The organism is Salmonella sp. A7 (assembly GCF_020181675.1).
In the GTDB taxonomy this organism is placed as follows: Bacteria; Pseudomonadota; Gammaproteobacteria; order Enterobacterales; family Enterobacteriaceae; genus Salmonella; species Salmonella enterica.
This window is the reverse complement of sequence record NZ_CP084001.1, coordinates 1,287,846-1,306,576: the sequence shown is the minus strand read 5'-3', so window position 1 is coordinate 1,306,576 and position 18,731 is coordinate 1,287,846. Positions and strand designations below refer to the sequence as shown.

Genomic DNA, 18,731 nt, shown 5'->3' with positions numbered 1-18,731 from the left:
GCTCATTCCATTAATACAAGGAATTAAAAATGCATCGCGACCGGCACAACGCCAGCCGCAAGGGATACACAGGTTGGGCGCGCCTCACCCAACCTACTGCACCCGGCACGAGGCATAAGCAAAACCTTGACTTGAAAGCGTACAGTTTTCCGTATTGGTCGTTTCGTTAAATGAGCAATACTTACCGCCAACCATCGTTTGCGATGCATAATCATATGTATACGACGACGCCGGCGCAGCCGTAGGCCAGTGCAGGTCGCCAATGATGTTCTTCAGCGCCTTCAGATCGTCCAGCGTCGCGGCGTTTTCCAGCGAGCCGCAAAGATAAGGCAGCGATGTCGTAGCATGAATGGATGTTTCACCATAATCAATATAGTTCGCCGCCCAGGTTTCATTATTAAGCGGCCAGGTGCCTGGCGGCATTTTGGACATCTCTGTTTTCAGGAATGGGCGGCGCAGCGTAACGCCGTTAACCTCAACGGTATCCGGCATATGGCCCCAGTATGACGCATACGGTGTATCCGGGCTGGTTGGTACCGTAAAGATCGCATCGACGCTCGCCGTCTCGCCAGCCAGCTCCGAAAGCGTCGCCGTGATGGATGTTCTCAAACCCAGCGATTTATCCTGGTTTAACGTGAACCGCAACTTACCGTCATCGCCGGTGACGCCATACCATTTCGTGCTGGTTCCCCTCTGGTTATTAAACACCACTGCCGCACCCGCAGGCGATACCGGCGTCAGGGTCATGTCTGATAACGCGCCTTTGGACGCAACCGGCTCGCCAATCACACCGGCCTGAATGTATTTGCTATCCACCGTGCCACGCGAATAAGAGTAATCACGCGTCAGCATAACCGTCGCCCCCGCCTGCGGCTGCCCGGCGCCGTTAGTCACCGTTACCGTCATCGGTATCGCCTCGCCTGTTTTCGCCACCGCCGCCGATTTATCCGCGTTCCACACGTCCGTAGATAACGCAATCTTCATCTGTCGCGGTTCCGTCAGACAGAGCTGGTAATAGAAATTCCCCGGAGTTTCCAACGTGGTGCCGCCATTACCCGTATTGAGATCGGTAAATTGCCAGTAAATGGATTGATTTTTTACCAGGCTGTCGCCTGCCCACCATTTTTTCTTGATGGGTAATCCAATGTCGGTCGTGATCTTACCTTTGGGGTGATCGCGGTACAGCGACTGGAGATCATCCTGCGTGGCCATCTGATTTATCGGGCACGCGCCATAATTCCCGGTATTAAAATTATTCACCGTAAACCAGGTTTCATTGGTTTCGAAGTAACTCGACGTATGATTCTGCGATGAGAGTTCGCCATACAGCAGCGGGCGCATAAACTCCGCGCCGTTGCTGGCGGTGAAGGTTTCCGGCATATGGCCGTACATATTGGCCTTGTCGCTGTTCGGGCTGGTGATGACGGTAAACACTGCCGGCAGCGACGAGGTTACTGTCGGCGTATCATACAGGCTGGCAGTCACCACGCTTTTCACCCCGACTCCGCCAGGTTCGTCAAGCGAAAGGGCCAACGTACCGTTCGCCCCGGTCGCCCCATAAAGAACCGATGAACTGTAGGCAAACTCTTGCGTCGCGCCACCAGACTGCGTCATCGTCATGGTGTAGCTGTTGGTAAACGGGTAGTCAGCTTTACGCGGCGTCCCGGCGTCGCGCTTAAGCGAAAACGTCGTATAAGGCACCGGATTACCCGCCGCATCGGTGGTGGTGACGAGCAGTGGGATCGACTCACTGTTTTTAGCCTTCACCGCCTGAATAGTGTCATCCGTCGCCAGCGTGGAGGTGAGCGTAATTTGCGTAGCCTGCGTCTTCGGCGTCGTTGCGCAAATTTGGTATTGCCTGTCGTTCACACCGTCATTAACGACGCCCCGGCGCGAATCATCATCCAGATCGACAATGTAATAGGATCGGGGCTTTCCGCCGGTTAACGACCCGGAACTGGAACCGCTCCAGTAAGAACGGTTGATCGGCCAGCCCTGGGCGGTTTTTATCGTGCGGTTTGGGTATTTGCTGTAGAGCGAATCCAGCGCCTCGACGGAAGGGAAATAGCCCGCAGCGCAGTTAACAGCGGGGTCGGTTTTTGAACTGTCTGGCCCATAAAGCCCCGCCCAGATTTCGTTGTCTTCGGTATATTGCGCGGCACTTGCCTGATTGGCTAATTCAGCGTAGAGCTGTGGACGCTGATACTCCGCGCCATCCGCCGCCGTGAGCGACGGCAACATATGCCCCCACATGCGGGCAACGTCGACATCCGGGCTGGTGATGACGGTAAAGATGGTGTCAATGCTGGCGCTCACGGCGGCATTTTCATACAGCGCGGCGATAATGGCCGTTCGGGTGCCGTGTGTGTCCGGGCGGGTAACGCTGATGATGCGGGTGCCGTCAGCGCCGGTCAGCATCCCCATTTTGGTGGTGGTCCAGGCCAGGGATTCGCCATCGATCACCACGGGCGTGACGATGCCTTGCTGATCGTTGCCCTCACTGGCGGTGTACTTCTCGCCCCTGCGATCGTAACCGTCGCCGCGGGTGAGCACAAACGGCGCTTCCGGGATCGGGTTGCCGCTGGCGTCCTTCACCGTCACCTTCAGTTGCATCGTGTCGCCTTTTTTCGCTTTGACCGCGTGAACGCCGCTGCCATCGTACCACTGCGACGCATCCACCGGTTCAATGGTAATCGAGGCCGCCGCCGGGTTATCGCTGGCCAGACAGCTGGCGTAAATGGAGACGTTGGCGTTGGCGAATTCACTGCCGCTAAACAGCGAGATCAGTTTCCACGTGGTAGCGCTCTGGAAGGTCGAAGACCAGTAGTTAAGCAGCGTCGGCCAACCCTGGGTGCTTTTCATCACGCCGTCGCTGTTGGCGTTGTACAACGCCTCAAGCTGATCGATGCGCGGCAGGCGGTTCGCCGCGCAGCCGCCCTTATCCGGGTTGCCCGCCGCGTCAGGGTGCAGAACGCGCGCCCAGGTTTCGTTAGCCTCAGCCTGAGTACGTTCCGGCGTCACTTCATCCGCCAGCTTAGGCCGCTCAAAGGTCAGATCGCCGACGGTGATGGTATCAGCCATATGGCCCCACATTTTGGCTTTTGGCGTATCCGGGCTGGTGGCGACGGTAAACTTCACGCTGCGGGAAACGGGCGTGCTGATTAATGAATCGACGGGCGCAATGCTTAACGGCGTCAGCAGCCCTACTCCCTTCGGCTGGGTGAGGATAATGGTCGCATCGCCGTTGGCGTCGGTGATCCCATGATAAGCCTGCCCGGCAAGGTAGCCCACGTCATTAAACAGCATCTGGCCATTGCTGGTGTCGGTAAAACCGGTCGTCAGCCCGTCGCGCCGTTTGCCGTTCGCCATGGTGACGGTGAAGTCGGTATAGGCGATCGCCATGCCGTTGAGGGCGTTGCGCGAATGAATGTTCAGCTTAATCTGTTCACCCACTTTGGCAACCATATCGCTGTTTTTGGTCGCCGGGTCATCGTTGAAGTAGACGTCCAGCACCGCCACCATTTCGTTGGCCGAGCAGGTCAGGTAGTTCGGTTGATTGGTAAATTTACCGCTATCGCCGTTTTCAAGGTTGACGTGCGCCGTTCCCGAAGCGTCGCTGTCCGCGGCGATGTAATAGTCTTCGGTTGGCCAGCCGTGTTCGCTTTCCATCTTGCCGCCAGCATGTTCGCTGTATAAATGCGCCAGCGATGACTGATCCGGCACCTGGCCGATGCCGCACTGCGCGGTGGCTTTTTCCACTGAATTAAACGTCGCCCACTCTTCGTTGTTTTCGCTGAACTGACCGTCTTTGTGGCTGGTTTCCACCGCCAGCAGCGGGCGTCTATACAGGTTGCCCGCGTCCACCACGCCCTGCATATGGCCCCACATGTTGGCGCCGTCCACGTCCGGGCTGGTTATCACGGTGAAAATTACGCTAAAGGGCAACTCGACGCTGCCGCCTTCATCATCCGGCATCACGATGCGGATGGGCGTTTCTACGCCCAGGCCGCTGTCGTGTTTTAACGTCAGGTGTACCTGGCCGTTGGCGTCGGTCACACCGGTATAGTGTTCCGGCGACGAGGCGCGCATATCTTCGGTGTTGATTGTAACCCGTTGGTTATCCCACGCGTCCTGATGCTCTCCTTTGCGGTTTTTCGCTGGGTCAATGAACAGCTCCATATAGCGATAAGGCAGCGGCTTTTGCGTGTCGCGATCCACAACGGTCATCACTAAATCAATCGATTCCCCCACCTGTGCTTTATACGGCCCCTCTGGAGAGAGCGTCATCTGCGGATGCGCCGCAGGCTGGGCCTTATCCACACAACTGACCAGTAGCGTGTCGCTGTTGGCGGCCCTGACGACCGACGCGCTGTTCATATGCACGGCAGCGTGGTAGTCGTTTATCTGATCTTTGGTTGACGACCAGTATTCCGCATCGCCCGTCACCGGCCAGCCGGTGTACGTTGCCAACGCACTATGCTCATGCCTTAGCGCCACCAGTTGTTCGGCATCCGGCAGAATGTCGCAATGGTTATCCGCGCCACTCCAGGTAAACTGCGCCCAGGTTTCGTTGGTGTCCACAACGGTGCCGTCATTTCCGCTGGTTTCCGCCGCCAGTTTCGGGCGGGTGAAAGTGTAGGTCGTACCGTTCAGCGTCGCCGTGGCGTTCTCAAGCATATGACCGTACATGTTGGCCTTATCACTGTCAGGGCTGGTGATGGTAGTGAAAATGACGTCGACATTGTCGGTCAGCGTGGGATAGCTTTGCGAAGAGACGATGAGTCGTGTTTTTACCCCCGGACCTTGCTCTTGCGTCACCACCACCGTGGCGTTGCCCTGCCCGTCCGTTACACCGTGATATTCTGTTTGCGTAGTCGTTAACTCGGTATCGCCAACGCGCACCGGGTTAGCGTTATTGACCACGCCCTGGCGATTGATTGCATCCTCGCGGCGGATCACGAAGGCAGCATTCGGCGCTACGTCGCCATTACAGGCTTTGGTGGAGACAGTGAGGGTAATGCTCTCCCCCGCTTTGACTTTCGAGGCTGCAAAGTTGGCGTCAATATGATCGCCGCTCACAGAAACAGGATCGCTCACCGCCGGTTTGATATTCAGCGTCACTTTCGGGCTAAGTAGCGGAATGACCGCACTGTTCGGCACCCCGGTACGGGTATAAAGCCACAGTGCGGGAACGCTGTTCTCATCTTCCACCTGCGCCCAGGCAACCAGTTGCCGCCCGGCGAGGTTTTGGGCGCAAAAGGTCTGGTTAAGAATCGGCTGCGGCGAGAGCGGTGTATCCGGCGTGGCGGCATCGGCCCATACCAGGCTCATGGTCGGCGGTTCTTGATTTTCCCAGGCGATGGAGGGCGGATCGGTAAAGAGATCGCCTTCCGTATCGGTGGAGTTGACCGCACGCATCGAGGTTGAGGAGGCATCAGCGCTAAAATCGCGCGGCATGGCGGTAAACTCGATATCGTAGGTCTTGGTAGGGTCAAGCAGCATACTTCCCTGATACAGGGGAATAGTGGCACCGTCGGCCAGCGGCGCGGTGCCGTTAACCGCGCCGGTCGTCGAGTTCAGCTCTTGCCAGGTCCCGCCCTTCAATAACGCCTGCGCAGGCGCGATCGACACTGCAAACATGATCAGTAATGTCAGTAAGAAATGTACCACTTTATTCACTTGCCGATTCCTGTTCATGAGCGATAGCCACCCGTATTCATTCTCTGTCGTGATTCAACCCACTTTGCTTAGCGTGCAGCTAAGCAAAGTGCGCGGAAAATACCACTCCCCGCGGGGAGTGGTATGTTGAGGACAACTTATTTGCGTCTGTAGTCGATGGACAAACCAAAGCCCTGGACACCGTCGGAGCCCACGGTAACGCCGCCTTCCGCGCCCTCGAACGCCGTTTTCGCTTCGGCGTTGGTGACAGGGATGACAAGGTCTTTATCGTTCCAGCTTTCGTTGACGATACCGCCAGTACCGGTACCTGCAATTTTACTGGTGCCGACGAATTTCCAGCGGTAGTCGTACTGGCTGGTAACCTCTTCACCGGTATCGTATTTACCTGCCGTACCACCCTCTTTATCTTTCCACAACAGAACCTTATAAGTTGTGTTGGTTTTGAGCGGAGTAGAGGTACCCAGCAGGTTGGTGGTTGAGCCAGACTCGTAGATAACCACATGGACGTTTTCATCCACCACCGGACCTTCCGGAATATCGTCACCATCCGCACCACCGCCCGCATCGGTCGACAGGTCTTTCAACAGCAGTTCAGCTGCCACGGCAGGATCACCGGTGGTGGTGGTTGGCGTGATTTTGATACCGATATAGTGGTCGGCGTCACCCGCCTGAATTTCATAGGTATCGCTACCTTTGGTGCCAATCTCTTCGGGATTGCTACCATTCTGGTCGCTGTATCTCATCCACTGTACCGTCAATTTCGTGGCGGCGTTGTCGGTATCCAGGTCGCCTTCCGTATCGCCAATCGCCCAGTTCACCGTGACCTTATCGCCAACGTGGAACTGCTTATCGCCTTCGGTCACAATTTTACGATCGCCGCGATCGATAGTTACCGTTACGTGATCTTTATCGGTATCCGCAGTTTTATCCGCCGCACGGGTAATCCACGGCACCGTACCCTGAATGGTGCCCGTCTGTTCAGAGACAATCTGCCACTGCCCCGATTTCAGATTACCGTTTGCCGCCACCGCTGGCGCGGCGCAATACCCGGCAACTACTAATGCTAAAGCGACCTTCGTCAGCCGCCGTTTTACTGTTGCTTGCATTCAGACTCTCCTTTTTCTCAAAATTCAGCGGCTGGCTGGTCAGCCACAACGCTGACGCTATTTCTGGCTATACGTAACGCGTATGCCGTAACCCTGAACGCCATCTTCCTCATTGGCGGCAAACTTCTGCGCCGCCTCTTTATTGGTTACTGGCAGGACAAGATCTTCATTCATGGTGTTGGCCAGCGCGCCGGTATGTCCGTTTGTACTCTGCCCGGTAAACTCCCACTGGTAGTCGTACAGCGCCATCTCTTCTTCCGTGAGCTGCTCGGACATCTGAAAAACATTGTCTTTATTCTTGTCGCGCCACAGCAGGAAACGGTAGGTATTATTGACCGTAGGGTGCTTATCTTCTTTGCCGATAAGGTTGACAGGGTTGGCGGCTTTGACCTGATAAATCACCGCATTCAGCGCGCTCAGGTTGTCGCCGATAAAAGTGACATCAACGTAGTTACTGTCGCCATAGGCGTCTGCTTTCGCCTTCCAGCGGAAAGTGCCCGGCAGGGTGCTGGAAAGCGTCACCGTCCCCGCTTCTTTGTCACGGCTGGCAATAAACACGCAGGGGGTTTCCGTAGTGCAGGGCGTCTGGGCCAGGGTGACTTTTTTATCATTGCTGTCGTACAACACGGGCATCATGGTATCGTCCACCAGTTCGTTACCATTGCGATCCGTGGCGTCGCCAAAGGAATCGGTGATCAGGAGATCCATCACCACGCCGTCTTCGCCATCGGCCAGCGCGCTGGCTTCATGGCTGTGATCGCTGCGATCGGTATCGGCAATGTTGTCGACGATCAGTTCAATTTTGCGATCCTGCTGGACGGTGATTTCAACCACGCCGGAGTTCTGCTTATTGCCCTTTTCATCTTCCAGCGTCATGCGTACTTTCCAGGTGTTCAACGCGGTGCGCTGCTCTTCGGTATCGGCGTTAACCCAAGCAGGAAGCACCAGATTCCAGCGGTTGTTGTTACCTTCGGTTAACGCATCCGCTTTCACCACCGGCATCACCAGCGTACGGGCGGCGTTGTTTTTCGCCTGCCAGGAAGCAGAAATAATTTTGTAATGGTGGTTAATCAGCGCGTTGACCGTCCACTTACATTTCTCCAGCCCCACCGCGGCCTCAGGCGTATCTTCAATCACGCATTCCGGGTGTTCGTTGGTGGCGTCGGCCTTCAGCCACAACGTGACGTCCAGCGGATCTTTCTCGCGATATTCGAGAACGATGAAATTGTTACGATCGACAAAATCGGTGCGGCTGCCCATTAAGGAGTGCTGAATTTTAACGTTTTCCGGATCGAGCTGCGCCGCCAGCGGCGTGCCTATCTGGTAGTTCACGGTCGCGTTAACGCTAAAATCGTTACTATCGCCAGTACCGGCTTTGTAATCCGTACCAACCGTGACCAGCGGTACCGGCGTGTAATTTAGTCCGACGGTAACGGCATGAGGATCTTTTTGCAGGTTATCGGTGCCAAACAGCGCCACTTCATCGCCGTAGTACTGTTCATAAACTAATTTAGCGCCAAGCTGCGGATAAAACGGCAGCCAGCTTTCCATGCGGATATCCCAGCCGCGCGCGGGTCGTTCTTCATAAAAGTCGAAATCTTTGGAATCTTTCCAGTCAGAAAGAGGATGGTAATAGTTGCCGGAGAATTTCAGGTAATCCGTCCAGGCTTCGGTTCCCAGGCCTAATCGACGGTGACCGCGCGTAAAATCGTAGTCATAGAATGCGTTGCCGCCAAGCAGCCAGTTGCCGACGTTCTGGCGAACGCCAAGCCCAACGTTACCAATGGTGCGGTCTTCCTTACGCTGAGCCGAAATCTGGCTAAAGAAAAGCGTGCTCTGGTTATCATACCAGGGAATAAAATAATCCAGCGAACTGCCGTCCAGATCGCCGCCTTCGCCAATAGATAAACTGGTGCGCACTTTACCATAAGGCGAAAGCATACCTTCGAGATAGGATTGCGCAGAAGACGTGACTTGCCCTTGAATATAACCGCGCGCCTGGGATTCCAGCGCTTCCGGGGTGAGATTATCAAAGCCCTGGGTGGCGGAATTAATAAAGTAGTCAGCGCCCTGTTCTTTAAAGGTCTTTCCTTTATTTTCCTGTTCTTCTTTTTTCGCGGATTCGCTGGCTAAATCAGGCAGGGAGGAGTGGCTTTCATCATTTGCAGATACAGAGTTATCTGCGCCGGAAGCCGCAACTGATACTCCAGACACTAATAGCAAAACCAGAATGCGAATCCTTCGCACCATATGATATCCCTGTCGTTAAATAAACACGCCGCTATGAAAAGATATTATATGGATGATTCAGATGGAATCATAACTAACAGACCTAAATATATTCCTAAAAAGAAAAGTTTAATATGAAACAGAGTTATAATATTGATATAATAAATAAAAAAGAAGGCTATTATTTATTTCTAATATTAATTTTCGGAAATAATATTCCCTATAAATAGTTGAATAAATAAAAAGAATAAAATAGCTGCCGGGCAGGATACGATGCTGATATTACGGGAGTATCGAATAACGCTTTTGTCCTTAGCCGGATAAGACGTCGGCGCCTCTGCTCTGCGGCGCAACGTCGACAGCGATTTTATTGATCGGAAATGACGAAGTTAACCCGTTTTTTTGAAATTAAACCATGACCGTTCTGGCAAAAATAGTCCACTGCGCCGCAGGCTTTCAAAACCTGTAATGGCTGGCGGCAATCAGGACACATTGCCTGTAACGAGAAATCTTTAGCGCATGTTTCGCAATGCGCTGTATCGCCATTGCGCTCCAGCGCGTGATGGCAAACGGGGCAGGTTATTTCCATAACATTCTCCTCAGGCGCGTGACTCACTTTTACTTGAAAGGCCTGATAGCGCAGCGCTTGTCAGGCCTGGAATATTACTGAAAAAGCATTACTTGCTTTTCTTGATATGTTTCATCAGACGCTTACGTTTGCGCATTTGCGTTGGCGTCAGTGTGTTACGCTTGTTCGCATACGGGTTCTCCCCTTCTTTAAACTGAATGCGAATCGGCGTCCCCATCACTTCCAACGACTTGCGGAAGTAGTTCATCAGATAGCGCTTATAGGAGTCTGGCAGATCTTTTACCTGGTTGCCGTGAATCACCACAATCGGCGGGTTATAGCCGCCAGCGTGGGCATATTTCAGTTTCACACGGCGACCGCGCACCAGCGGCGGCTGATGATCTTCCACCGCCATCGTCATGATACGGGTCAGCATCGCAGTGCTCACCCGGCGAGTGGAACTGTCGTAAGCCTCGCGTACGGACTCAAACAGGTTGCCGACGCCGCTGCCGTGTAGCGCAGAGATAAAATGGACGCGGGCAAAATCAATAAAGCCCAGACGGAAATCCAGCGTCTCTTTCACCTGCTCTTTGACTTCCTGGCTCAGGCCATCCCATTTGTTGACTACGATAACGAGTGAGCGCCCACTATTGAGGATAAAGCCCAGCAGAGACAAATCCTGGTCGGAGATCCCCTCGCGCGCATCGATAACCAACAGTACGACGTTAGCGTCTTCAATCGCCTGCAACGTTTTAATCACCGAGAACTTTTCTACCGCATCGGTGATTTTTCCGCGCTTACGCACCCCCGCCGTGTCAATCAGCACGTATTCCCGTTCGTCGCGTTCCATCGGGATATAAATGCTGTCGCGAGTGGTGCCCGGCATGTCGTATACCACCACGCGCTCTTCGCCGAGAATACGGTTAGTGAGTGTGGACTTACCTACGTTCGGGCGACCAACAATCGCCAGCTTTATCGGCAGGCTTTGCGGGTCAAAATCATCTTCCGGCGCATCTTCGCCATTTTGTTCCGCCTCGAACTGCGCCCAGTATTCCGCGTCTTCATCCACCTCTTCCTGCGGCGCGACATCATCCATCCACGGCAGAAGCACATGTTCCAGCAGGCTCAATACGCCGCGACCATGTGAGGCGGCGATAGGGTAAATTTCGCCTAATCCCAGCGAGTAAAAATCGACAACCGCCTGATCGGGATCGAGACCATCCGTTTTATTCGCCACCAGGAAGGTCGGTTTTTCACGGGAACGCAGATGTTTGGCAATCGCTTCATCCGCCGGCATCAGGCCAGCGCGCGCATCTACCATGAATAACACCACATCCGCTTCTTCAATCGCCAGCAGCGACTGTTCCGCCATCCGCGTTTCGACGCCGTCTTCGGTGCCGTCAATACCGCCGGTGTCGATACAGATAAACTCGCGGCCTTCAACTTCCGCACGACCGTACTTACGGTCACGAGTCAGACCCGGGAAATCCGCAACCAGCGCATCTCGGGTGCGGGTCAGACGGTTAAATAGCGTGGATTTTCCGACGTTAGGGCGCCCGACAAGCGCGACCACAGGTACCATGTTTAAAGCCTCATTAAAAAAATCATCAGACAACGCGCGCATTTTGCGCCATTGTTAAAAACAGGAAAACGGCCCCTACACCAGGAGCCGTTTTTTAAAACGCACAACCGTGACGATTAACGCGTAATCGCGTAGACCGTACCGTCTTTGGCCTGGATGAGCAGTTTACCATCCGCCACCGTCGGTTCGGTCAGAAAACCGGAACTGTCTACTTTTTGTTGGGCCACAAAACGCCCGTCATCAACATCAATCCAGTGCAGATAACCTTCGCTATCGCCGACGACTAAATCACCATTATACAGTACCGGGGAGGTCAGCAAACGGTGCAGCAGATCGCTTTGCGTCCACAGCGTTACGCCGCCGTCAGTGGTCAGCGCCAGCACGCGATCGTTCTGATCGACCAGGTAGATACGGTCGCCGTCGACGATAAAGTCATTGACCGAACCCAGCTCGCGTTTCCACATAATCTGACCACTGCGCAGATCCAGCGCCGTTAAGTTACCATTATACGCCAACGCGTAAACGACGCCGTTTACCACAACCGGCGTGGTATCAACGTCGCTCAGACGGTCAATTTCCGTTGGGCCAGTGGCCTGGGAGATACGCTGTTGCCAAATCATCTGGCCTTGTTGCATCAACACGGCGCTGACGCGGCCATTATCACCACCAACAATAGCCGCGCCGAACGCGGTTGCCGGCGCAGATTCGCCGCGCAGTGATAGCGAAGGCATATCCAGGTTCACCGTCCATTTAATTGCGCCATCCGCCTGATTTAGCGCCTGCAACTGACCGTTGCTGGTATGGATAAGGACGATTCCATCACTGACAACCGGGCGAGACAACGCTTCGCCTGCGACCTTCGTCTGCCATGCTGTGGTACCGTCGCTGGTATTCAGCGCATAAACCTCGGCCTTTTCACTGCCGATATAGACGTGACCGCCCGCGACCGTGACGCCGCCGGACAACAGCGCGGACGAACGAGAGAACCAGCCGTCTTTCTCGCCCAGATTCACAGACCAGATCTCTTTGCCATCATCCGCATTGAGCGCTTTTACCACGCCCGCGCGATCGGCTGCATAGACCACGTTATCTGCCATTACCGGATGAAGGTTAGAATAAAATTCGCCAATTCCGTTACCGACAGAGGTACTCCAGACAGTGGTCGGGGTAAACTGGTTTTCAACCTGCGGTAATGGAGACATCTTGACGACATCTTCTTCGCCGCTAAACAGTGAACAGCCGCTGAGCAGGGTAACGGAAAGCAACCCTGGCAGAAGTAATTTACGCAATTGCATCGGGTCCCTCTCAGATGGACAAATTATTGATTTTCATCTGCATCATTTCGCTCAACGCCGGAGAAGCATCGCTATTGACGCCCGCTTCCCATGCGCTGCGCGCGCCTTTTTTATCACCCTTACTCAGCAACGCTTCGCCGCGCAAATCCGCGACAATGGCCGTCCATCCTTCGCCTTTAACGGCATCCAGAGTTTTCAGCGCGGCATCAGCTTGCTTAAGCTGTAACTGAACGCGAGCGAGACGCAGATTAATCACCGCTTTGAGATTTTCATCGCTGGTGGCCGCCAACCCCTGCTGCAACTGGGCTTCGGCTTTTTTAAGTTCATTCTTATCCACAAACTGCTGCGCCAGTTCCATAGACGCCAGCGCACCATAGGTATTTTTATTCTCAGCCGCGAATTTTTCAGCGGCCGGAATGCTATCCGGCTTATCGGCGCTTACCGCCGTCACCGCATTTTGATACGCCAGAGAAGCAGCACGCGCGGACTCCGTCTGATGGCTGCTCCAGTAACGCCAGCCAACCAGCGCGCCAACCCCTAAAATCACTCCGACAGCCAGCGCTTTGCCGTTTTCGGCAAAGAAGCGTTTAATCGCATCCACCTGGTCGTGTTCGTTCTCGTAAATTTCCACGCTGTCCTTCTCCTTAGCCCAATAAAGTGCGCAAATGCGCGGCGACGCTGTCCTGCGCCACTGCCGTTTGCTCACCGGAGCGCAAATCCTTCACTACAACAGTCCCATCGGCGACTTCAGATTCGCCAAGAACCAGTGCAATACGGGCGCCCCACTTATCGGCGCGGGCAAACTGTTTCTTAAAGTTGCCGCCGCCGTGGTTTGTCATTAGCTTCACGCCTGGCATTTCATCGCGCAGCCGCTCCGCCAGCGTCATTGCCGCAGACTGCGTTTGTGCGCCGGCAGCCACCAGGTATATATCGACAACAGGAGAGGCAATAAATTCCGGATTAACTGCCTGAACTAACAAAACAAGTCGTTCCAGGCCCATCGCAAAGCCCACTGCCGGGGTAGCGCGACCGCCCAGTTGTTCCACCAGACCGTCATAACGACCACCCGCACAGACGGTGCCTTGTGACCCCAGACTGTTTGTTACCCATTCAAATACGGTGCGGTTGTAGTAATCCAGACCGCGTACCAGACGCTGGTTGACGGTGTAGGCAATCCCCGCCGCGTCCAGCAATTTACACAGGCCGGCAAAGTGCTCGCGTGAATCGTCATCGAGATAGTCGCCGAGAGCGGGCGCGTCGTTGAGCAGCGCCTGCACGTCCGGATTTTTTGAATCCAGCACGCGCAGCGGATTGGTATACATGCGGCGTTTGCAGTCTTCGTCCAGCGTCTCTTGATGCTGTTCGAGGAACGCGACCAGCGCATCGCGATAGTTCGCACGCGCCTCTAACGAACCAATAGAGTTCAGCTCCAGGCTAACGTGTTCAGCGATGCCCAGCGCGCGCCACCAGCGGGCGGTCAGCATAATCAGCTCCGCGTCAATATCCGGGCCTTGTAAGCCGAAGACTTCGGCGCCTAGCTGATGGAACTGACGGTAGCGACCTTTTTGCGGACGCTCATGACGGAACATCGGGCCGATATACCACAAACGCTGTTCCTGATTGTACAGGAGACCATGTTCGATGCCGGCGCGTACACAGCCCGCCGTACCTTCAGGGCGCAATGTCAGGCTATCGCCGTTGCGATCCTCAAAGGTGTACATCTCTTTTTCAACCACGTCAGTAACTTCACCGATCGCGCGTTTGAATAACGGGGTCTGCTCTACAATCGGCAAGCGGATTTCACTGTAACCGTAGCTGCCGAGCACGTTTTTGAGTGTGCCTTCAATGCGCTGCCAGATGGCGGTTTCGCCAGGCAGATAATCGTTCATGCCGCGAATGGCTTGAATGTTTTTTGCCACGTTTATTCTCTTTCTGAATATAAAAATGAACCCTCAGCGCTTCCCCGAACGAACCGGGAGCCATGCGGGTTCAATCATACACGGGAAGCGCGCCGCTTCCCATCACGTTCTTATTTTTCAACCTGCAGCACGTCAATCCGACGCGCTTCATCAAGTTGACTTGCTTTCGCGCGAATACGGGATTCAAGCTGCGCGATCATATCGTCGTTATCGAGTCTGTCCTTACGCACGCCGTCTTCATACAGGCCGCTTTTCTTATTGCCGCCCGTCACGCCCAGCGTCGATACCAGCGCTTCGCCCGGTCCGTTCACTACGCAACCGATGATCGAGACGTCCATCGGGGTGATGATATCTTCCAGACGCTGCTCCAGCGCGTTCACCGTGCCGATAACGTCGAACTCCTGGCGAGAACAGGTCGGGCAGGCGATGAAATTGATGCCGCGCGCGCGAATGCGCAGCGACTTCAAAATATCGAAACCGACTTTGATCTCTTCCACCGGGTCGGCCGCCAACGATACGCGCAGCGTGTCGCCGATGCCTTCCGATAACAGCAGACCTAAACCGATCGCCGACTTGACTGCCCCGCTACGCGCGCCGCCCGCTTCGGTGATCCCCAGATGCAGCGGCTGATCGATCTGCTTGGCTAACAAACGATAAGACTCAACGGCAAGGAATACATCGGACGCTTTTACGCTCACTTTGAACTGATCAAAGTTGAGACGATCGAGATGATCGACATGGCGCATGGCTGATTCCAGCAGCGCCTGCGGCGTCGGCTCACCGTATTTTTCCTGCAGATCTTTTTCCAGCGATCCGGCATTTACGCCGATACGAATAGGGATGTTTTTGTCGCGCGCGCAGTCCACCACCATACGAATGCGCTCTTCGTTACCGATATTGCCGGGGTTGATACGCAAGCAGTCAACGCCGTATTCCGCTACTTTCAGCGCAATGCGGTAGTCGAAGTGAATATCGGCAACCAGCGGGACGTTAACCTGCTGTTTGATAAGCTTGAACGCTTCGGCGGCGTCCATGGTCGGTACAGAAACACGAACAATATCTGCGCCAACGCGTTCCAGCGCTTTGATCTGATTAACCGTCGCTTCCACGTCAGTGGTACGCGTGTTAGTCATCGACTGAACGGTGATGGGGGCGCCATCGCCAATCGGCACATTCCCAACGTAAATACGTGTCGATTTTCTACGTTGAATCGGAGCCTGGTTATGCATGAAAAATCTCCCGCGTTACCCGTCTGTTACTGCGCCGGTGTCGGTTCGGCATTAAGGGTCAGACGCGCAACCTGATTAGTTCTGATAAAGCGGCTCAGATCGACAGGTTTTCCTTGATACTGGATCTGCACCGCGGCCGGTGCGCCAATTTTAAGTTTATAAGGCGCCTGACCTGTTAGGTTTAAATTACCATCTTTACGCTGCATACCGCTAAACAGCTTCTTACCCGTGGCGTCAGTGACTTCGAGCCAGCAGTCAGCGGTAAAATTCATCACCAGCGCGTTCGGATCGGCAGCAGGCGCCGCTACGCCAGCCTGACTGGTCGGCAGCGCGGACGGCGTTTCCGTTGCCGCTGGCGCGGCAGATGTCGCAGCCGTATCGACATTCGCCTGCGAAGGCGCGACTACCGTATTTTGCGTTGCCGTTGACGCTGGCGTTTGCGTCGCCGCTGTCGAATCAACCGGCGTCGCAGGCGCCGGAGCCGTTTGCGCTGGCGTCGTATCCTGACTTGTCGCGTCACGGGTGTCCAGCGGTACATTTTGGCCGCTGTCTTTATCTGCGTTCAGTTCAGCCGTGCTTTGATCGGCCATTGTCGTGATCTCTTCCTGCTGCGCCTTATGGTTCTGCCACCACCAGGCGCCGGTCAGCCCTACGACCACAAACAGTACCAGCCAGGTAAAAGACATTAACCAGCCGTCACGTTTTTTGCGACGCTTTCCTAATGAGAAACTCTGCATCGGAGCGACTTTGGCGGCGCGCAGCGGGGCCTGTTTTTCCAGCCCCGGCAGCAGTTCCTCTTCTGGAACATGCACCAGACGCGCATATGAGCGGATATATCCGCGCAGGAAGGTTGAAGCAAGATCGGACGGCGCCTTATCTTCTTCAATATCGCGTACCGTAGAAACCTTCAGGCAAAGTCGCTCAGCGACAGCCTGCTGGCTGAGTCCGAGTTGTTCACGGGCATTGCGCAGACGAACGCCGGTGGTTTGTGCTTCATTTTGGTCGTGCGTGGCTTCAGTATTCATTCGCTACAGCTACAGGTACGTGTAAATTAGGATTCAGGCGCCGACGAGCCGTAATGCCCGCCCACACCGCGAAACATCAGGTTAGTTAACCTTAGTCAGACAGTATAAGCCTGTCAGGCCGCAGATGACAAAACCGCGTAAGACACAAGGCTAAACTCTTGTTGCACCGTTACATACTGCCTTAAAGTCGACAAAAACGCACCGTTATTATTGACCAGACAAGTACAACGCCAGACATTATTCAACTGACATTGCGCCACGGTATAATGAATGCACCGTGGCGCAACTGCTATCAAATAGCCTTGATGTCAATCACCTCTCCCTGCATACGCTTACGCAGGGTACGTTTAGTACGGTCAATCACATCGCCTGCCAACTGTCCGCATGCCGCATCAATGTCATCGCCACGCGTCTTGCGTACGATGGTCGTGAAACCATAACTCATCAAAACTTTAGAAAAGCGATCGATACGGCTGTTAGAGCTGCGGCCATACGGCGCGCCAGGGAACGGGTTCCACGGAATCAGATTAATCTTACAAGGCGTCTCTTTTAGTAGCTCCGCCAGTTGATGCGCGTGTTCAGTGCCGTCGTTGACGTGGTCAAGCATCACGTATTCAATCGTCACGCGCCCCTGATTGGCGTTGGATTTCTCCAGATAGCGGCGAACCGCGCCCAGGAACGTTTCGATATTGTATTTTTTGTTGATCGGGACGATTTCGTCGCGAATAGTGTCATTCGGCGCATGTAAGGAGATAGCCAGCGCGACATCTATCATATCGCCCAGCTTATCCAGCGCAGGCACCACGCCGGACGTTGAGAGCGTGACACGACGTTTGGACAGGCCGAAACCAAAGTCATCGAGCATAATTTCCATCGCCGGTACGACATTGGTCAGGTTAAGCAATGGCTCGCCCATTCCCATCATGACTACGTTGGTGATCGGACGCTGGCCGGTGACTTTGGCCGCGCCGACGATTTTCGCCGCACGCCAGACCTGACCGATAATTTCCGATACGCGCAGGTTGCGGTTAAAGCCCTGCTGCGCAGTTGAACAAAACTTGCACTCCAGCGCGCACCCTACCTGAGAAGAGACACACAGCGTAGCGCGGTCGTCTTCCGGGATATATACCGTTTCAACGCGCTGATCGCCGACAGCAATCGCCCACTTGATGGTGCCGTCTGAGGAACGCTGCTCTTCAACGACCTCCGGCGCGCGGATTTCCGCGACCTCTTTTAATTTGCCGCGCAACACTTTGTTGATGTCGGTCATCTCATCAAAATTATCGCAGCAATAGTGATACATCCATTTCATCACCTGATCGGCGCGGAAAGGCTTTTCACCTAAGTTTTTAAAAAACTCGCGCATCTGCTGACGGTTGAGATCCAGCAGGTTGATTTTTGTTTCGTTGTTAAGAACTACCGGGGTACTGCTTTCAGGTGTGACAATTTGTTCAGACATATGCTATTCCGGCCTCGTTATTACACGTTATGGCCCCTGGAGGGTTGAAAAAAGAAACGCCCCGGTAAGCTTACTGCTCGTCCGGGGGCGTTGCATTGTACAAATTCTGGCGTAAGGATGCCACGTCTGCACGCGGCATTAGCAAAAATAATATTTGAACCGATAATTTATCGCCAACGCATTTACAGCGTGAAAGACGAAGGAGATTAACGGGTGCGCGGGCACACTTCGCCTTCACCGAAGAAAAAGGCGATTTCGCGCTGCGCGGATTCCAGCGAATCCGAACCGTGGGTGCCGTTTTCAGTTAAGCTATCAGCGTAGTCGGCGCGCAGCGTACCCGCCAACGCGTTCGCCGGATTGGTGGCGCCAAGCAGATCGCGGTGACGCTGTACCGCATTTTCACTTTCCAGCACGGAGACCACGATAGGGCCAGAGGTCATGAACTCCACCAGACCGTCAAAGAACGGCTTGCCGTCGTGCTCAGCATAGAAGCCGCGCGCCTGCTCAACGGTCAGGTGCAGCATTTTAGTGCCAACAATTTTGAACCCTGCAGCTTCAAAGCGCGCAAAGATGCTGCCAATAACGTTTTTTGCCACCGCGTTGGGTTTAATGATGGAAAAAGTCCGTTCAATAGCCATGT

The 18,731-nt window shown here is 54.4% G+C and carries 12 protein-coding genes; all 12 read right to left on the bottom strand.

The genetic code is table 11. The features are described from left to right. Positions 1 to 93: 93 nt before the first annotated feature. On the bottom strand, positions 94 to 5,697 hold the full coding sequence (gene ratA / locus LCS67_RS06245; protein ID WP_071646155.1) for a DUF823/DUF824 repeat adhesin RatA: 5,604 nt from the start codon (positions 5,695 to 5,697) through the stop codon (positions 94 to 96). A 119-nt stretch (positions 5,698 to 5,816) separates the two neighbouring features. Beyond that, positions 5,817 to 6,785, bottom strand: a complete 969-nt coding sequence (locus tag LCS67_RS06240; protein ID WP_001149056.1) for a SinI family autotransporter-associated protein — start codon at positions 6,783 to 6,785, stop codon at positions 5,817 to 5,819. A 57-nt stretch (positions 6,786 to 6,842) separates the two neighbouring features. Continuing rightward, positions 6,843 to 9,035 carry an intimin-like inverse autotransporter SinH gene (gene sinH / locus LCS67_RS06235; RefSeq protein WP_023136459.1) on the bottom strand — a complete coding sequence of 731 codons (2,193 nt, stop codon included), beginning with the start codon at positions 9,033 to 9,035 and terminating at the stop codon, positions 6,843 to 6,845. Positions 9,036 to 9,381: 346 nt separating this feature from the next. Next, complete coding sequence (locus LCS67_RS06230) at positions 9,382 to 9,603, bottom strand: zinc ribbon domain-containing protein (protein WP_000406469.1); 222 nt, start codon at positions 9,601 to 9,603, stop codon at positions 9,382 to 9,384. Between the two features lie 88 nt (positions 9,604 to 9,691). Continuing rightward, entirely contained in the window at positions 9,692 to 11,164 is a 1,473-nt protein-coding gene (gene der, locus LCS67_RS06225) for a ribosome biogenesis GTPase Der (protein ID WP_024151663.1), read from the bottom strand. A gap of 116 nt (positions 11,165 to 11,280) precedes the next feature. After that, positions 11,281 to 12,459 (bottom strand): outer membrane protein assembly factor BamB, encoded by a 1,179-nt coding sequence (bamB, locus tag LCS67_RS06220; protein ID WP_001177071.1) that lies wholly within the window; start codon positions 12,457 to 12,459, stop codon positions 11,281 to 11,283. Between the two features lie 10 nt (positions 12,460 to 12,469). Continuing rightward, the gene (locus tag LCS67_RS06215; protein ID WP_000409190.1) at positions 12,470 to 13,090 is read right to left on the bottom strand and encodes a YfgM family protein; all 621 of its coding nucleotides are present in this window, start codon (positions 13,088 to 13,090) and stop codon (positions 12,470 to 12,472) included. A gap of 13 nt (positions 13,091 to 13,103) precedes the next feature. Then, positions 13,104 to 14,378: a histidine--tRNA ligase gene (gene hisS, locus LCS67_RS06210; protein WP_001107141.1), complete on the bottom strand. Its 1,275-nt coding sequence runs from the start codon at positions 14,376 to 14,378 to the stop codon at positions 13,104 to 13,106. 110 nt (positions 14,379 to 14,488) lie between these two features. Continuing rightward, positions 14,489 to 15,607 (bottom strand): flavodoxin-dependent (E)-4-hydroxy-3-methylbut-2-enyl-diphosphate synthase, encoded by a 1,119-nt coding sequence (gene ispG / locus LCS67_RS06205; RefSeq protein WP_000551832.1) that lies wholly within the window; start codon positions 15,605 to 15,607, stop codon positions 14,489 to 14,491. A gap of 26 nt (positions 15,608 to 15,633) precedes the next feature. Continuing rightward, complete coding sequence (rodZ, locus tag LCS67_RS06200) at positions 15,634 to 16,632, bottom strand: cytoskeleton protein RodZ (protein WP_001090886.1); 999 nt, start codon at positions 16,630 to 16,632, stop codon at positions 15,634 to 15,636. A 292-nt stretch (positions 16,633 to 16,924) separates the two neighbouring features. Further along, positions 16,925 to 18,091 (bottom strand): bifunctional tRNA (adenosine(37)-C2)-methyltransferase TrmG/ribosomal RNA large subunit methyltransferase RlmN, encoded by a 1,167-nt coding sequence (locus tag LCS67_RS06195; RefSeq protein ID WP_000003206.1) that lies wholly within the window; start codon positions 18,089 to 18,091, stop codon positions 16,925 to 16,927. Positions 18,092 to 18,297: 206 nt separating this feature from the next. Next, positions 18,298 to 18,729, bottom strand: a complete 432-nt coding sequence (ndk, locus tag LCS67_RS06190; RefSeq protein WP_000963846.1) for a nucleoside-diphosphate kinase — start codon at positions 18,727 to 18,729, stop codon at positions 18,298 to 18,300. Positions 18,730 to 18,731: the final 2 nt, after the last annotated feature.

Coding starts and splice junctions, on each gene's coding strand:
- ndk (WP_000963846.1), bottom strand. CDS start 18,729: ATGGCTATTGAACGGACTTTTTCCATCATTAAACCCAACGCGGTGGCA.
- LCS67_RS06195 (WP_000003206.1), bottom strand. CDS start 18,091: ATGTCTGAACAAATTGTCACACCTGAAAGCAGTACCCCGGTAGTTCTT.
- LCS67_RS06230 (WP_000406469.1), bottom strand. CDS start 9,603: ATGGAAATAACCTGCCCCGTTTGCCATCACGCGCTGGAGCGCAATGGC.
- ratA (WP_071646155.1), bottom strand. CDS start 5,697: ATGAACAGGAATCGGCAAGTGAATAAAGTGGTACATTTCTTACTGACA.
- der (WP_024151663.1), bottom strand. CDS start 11,164: ATGGTACCTGTGGTCGCGCTTGTCGGGCGCCCTAACGTCGGAAAATCC.
- rodZ (WP_001090886.1), bottom strand. CDS start 16,632: ATGAATACTGAAGCCACGCACGACCAAAATGAAGCACAAACCACCGGC.
- bamB (WP_001177071.1), bottom strand. CDS start 12,459: ATGCAATTGCGTAAATTACTTCTGCCAGGGTTGCTTTCCGTTACCCTG.
- ispG (WP_000551832.1), bottom strand. CDS start 15,607: ATGCATAACCAGGCTCCGATTCAACGTAGAAAATCGACACGTATTTAC.
- LCS67_RS06240 (WP_001149056.1), bottom strand. CDS start 6,785: ATGCAAGCAACAGTAAAACGGCGGCTGACGAAGGTCGCTTTAGCATTA.
- sinH (WP_023136459.1), bottom strand. CDS start 9,035: ATGGTGCGAAGGATTCGCATTCTGGTTTTGCTATTAGTGTCTGGAGTA.